This window comes from Rhodoferax sp. OV413 (assembly GCF_900104385.1).
Classification (GTDB): Bacteria; Pseudomonadota; Gammaproteobacteria; order Burkholderiales; family Burkholderiaceae_C; genus Rhodoferax_B.
Window position 1 is genome coordinate 1 of sequence record NZ_FNJA01000021.1, and the last position, 2,620, is coordinate 2,620.

At 65.2% G+C, this 2,620-nt stretch carries 2 protein-coding genes; both read right to left on the reverse strand.

Annotated features, from left to right (window positions below):
- Positions 1-89: 89 nt before the first annotated feature.
- A complete protein-coding gene (gene istB, locus BLT66_RS26330) occupies positions 90-983 on the reverse strand; it encodes an IS21-like element helper ATPase IstB (RefSeq protein ID WP_092762925.1) in 894 nt (297 codons plus the stop codon).
- A complete protein-coding gene (gene istA, locus BLT66_RS26335) occupies positions 976-2,508 on the reverse strand; it encodes an IS21 family transposase (protein WP_092762927.1) in 1,533 nt (510 codons plus the stop codon). The genes istB and istA overlap by 8 nt, the downstream gene beginning before the upstream one ends.
- Positions 2,509-2,620 lie beyond the last annotated feature (112 nt).

Here is a 2,620-nt window from a genome sequence, read left to right on the forward strand (position 1 = left end):
TGTTAGAGCCGATCCAATCTTGACCACCAGTGCCAATCGAATATTGACCAGGGGCTAGAGCGGCCTCCGTGAAGGCCAACTGTGAATAACTATAGGCCGTCTGCCTCGGTTGGGCCTCCTTTTCTTGCATTGGTTTGGTCTGTTCCCGAGCCGTCAGGCGAGGCCCCCTCCGCGTTTTCGACGGACTGGCCAGCCGCCACCTTCCGGCTTTGTTCCCGCGTTTTGATCCGCCCCTTGGCTTCGTGCGTGCTGTGCCGGAACCGGTAGGACTCGTTGCCCGTTTCGATGATGTGGCAGTGGTGAGTCAGCCGGTCAAGCAAGGCTGTCGTCATCTTGGCGTCGCCGAACACACTCGACCACTCGGCGAACGTCAGGTTGGTGGTGATCATCACGCTGGTGTGTTCGTACAGCTTGGACAGCAGATGGAACAGCAGGGCACCACCGGCCTGGCTGAACGGCAGGTAGCCCAATTCATCGAGTACCACCAGGTCCATGCGCACCAGGCTCATGGCAATGCGCCCGGCGCGCCCCTGGGTCTTCTCGTGCTCGAGCGCATTGACCAGGTCGACCGTGGAGTAGAAGCGCACCCGCTTGCCGTGCCGGGTCAAGCCCGAGATGCCCAGCGCCGTGGCCAGATGGGTCTTGCCGGTGCCCGGCCCGCCGACCAGCACCACGTTCTGTGCATCCTGGGTGAACGACAGGTCGGCCAGCTTCTGGATCAACCGCTGGTCGACCTGAGAGACGGCGAAGTCGAACCCGGCCAGGTCGCGGTGCATGGGAAAGCGGGCCGACTTCATCTGGTGGGCAATCGAGCGCATGACCCGGTCGGCGTCCTCGGCTTGCAGCAGGTGTTCCACCAGCCAGCGGGATGCGGCCAAGGTGCTGTCACCCCCTTGCTCGGTTAGATCGGCCCAGGCCGCGGCCATGCCGTTCAGCCGCAGCGCCTTCAGTTGCGCCTGCACATCGTTGGTGGTGTCACGCATGGCCGACCTCCTGTCCGTCAAGCCGATCCAGATGGGTCGGCCGCAGCCGGTCGTAGCGTGCCGTATCGGCTACCGGCACCTGGCTGAGCCGCAGCGAGGTCTCGGCCTGCTCCGGGGTAACAGGGTTGTTCAGCCGGGCCAGCACGTTGCGCACATGCTCGACGCTGATGCTGCCGCTGGGTGCCATGCCCTCGAGCACCAGCTCGACGGCCACCAACACCGCCTCGAGCCCGGCCTGCGGAACCACGGCCAACACCTGGGCCATGGCCTTGTCGCCACCAGGATGGCGCAAGAGCGATTGGCGCAAGCGCAGCAGCGGTGCCGGCAGGTCCAGGAACGGCGTGCCGTTGCGCAAGGCGCCCGGCTTGCGCTGCACCAGTTCGATGTAGTGCTGCCAGTCGTAGCTGGTCTGCCCGCTGCCCGGCAGCCGGGCATGGCTGGCCACCACGGCGTCGGCCGTGGCTACGTCGATCCGGCCGGGATAGACCCGGGTGCTGACGATGTGGCCGGCCCATTCACACGGCACGGAGTAGCGGTTGCGGGCGGCCGCCACCAAACAGGTGCTGCTGACCCGGGCCAGCCGCTCGACGTAGCCGTCAAACGGGGCCGGCATGGACATCAGGTGGCCTTTCTCCAGCTCCCACATCTCGGCGACGGTGAACTGCCGGTGGATCGGGTGGGCCGTGTCGGCCCACACCGAACGGCAACGCTCGCCCAGCCAGGCGTTCAGTTCGACGAAGGAGCCGAAGCGCCGGGTGCCGGCTTCGATCCAGATGCGCCGCCGGCTGTCCTGCACGTTCTTCTCGACCACCCCTTTCTCCCACCCGGAGGCGACGTTGCAGAAGTCGGGGTCGAACAGGTAGTGGCTGCACATGGCGGCAAAGCGGGCATTGACGATGCGCTGCTTGCCGCGCTGTACCTTGTCCACGGCGGTGCGCATGTTGTCGTAGATGCCGCGCCGGGTGATGCCACCCAGCGCCTGAAAGGACCGGGTGTGGGCATCGAACAGCATCTCGTGGCCCTGGCTTGGGTAAGCCACCAGCCAGAAGGCCCGGCTGGCGCACAGCTTCAGGTGCGCCACCTGGACGTTGTAGAACACCCCGCCGACGACCATGGCCTCGTCGCTCCAGTCGAACTGGAAGGCTTCGCCCAACTCGAAACTGAGCGGCACGAAGGCCTTGGTCGGACTGGAGGCCGATTCGACCCGCCAGCGGCGGATGTAATCGGTGACGGCGCTGTAGCCGCCGCGGTAGCCCTGGGCCTGGATCTGGGCGAACAAGGCCCGGCCGCTGCGCCGGCCTTGTTTGGGCCGATGGCTGTCGGTCGTGAGGGCCTGGTGAAGGGCCGGCTCGAAGGCGGTGAGCTTGCCCTCGACGCTGGTGCGTTCGTACTTGGGCACGGCCTCGCCGGGTGCCTTGAGCCACTTCTTGACCGTGTTGCGCGACAGCCCGGTGCGCTTCGCGATCTCGCTGAGGGAGAGTTGGTCGCGCAACTTCATGCGCCTGACCTTGCCAATCATGTCCATGGTGATCACCTTGAATCCCTGCTGAAAGTTTCAGCAGGTCAGTGGAACACCCTGGTCAATTTTGGATCGGCACTTTGCGGTTTAGCTGGTCAGTTTTGGATCGGCACTAACA

What these genes read in the sequence shown, in the direction of transcription:
- istB (WP_092762925.1), bottom strand. Translation starts at nt 983, where the DNA reads ATGCGTGACACCACCAACGATGTGCAGGCGCAACTGAAGGCGCTGCGG.
- istA (WP_092762927.1), bottom strand. Translation starts at nt 2,508, where the DNA reads ATGGACATGATTGGCAAGGTCAGGCGCATGAAGTTGCGCGACCAACTC.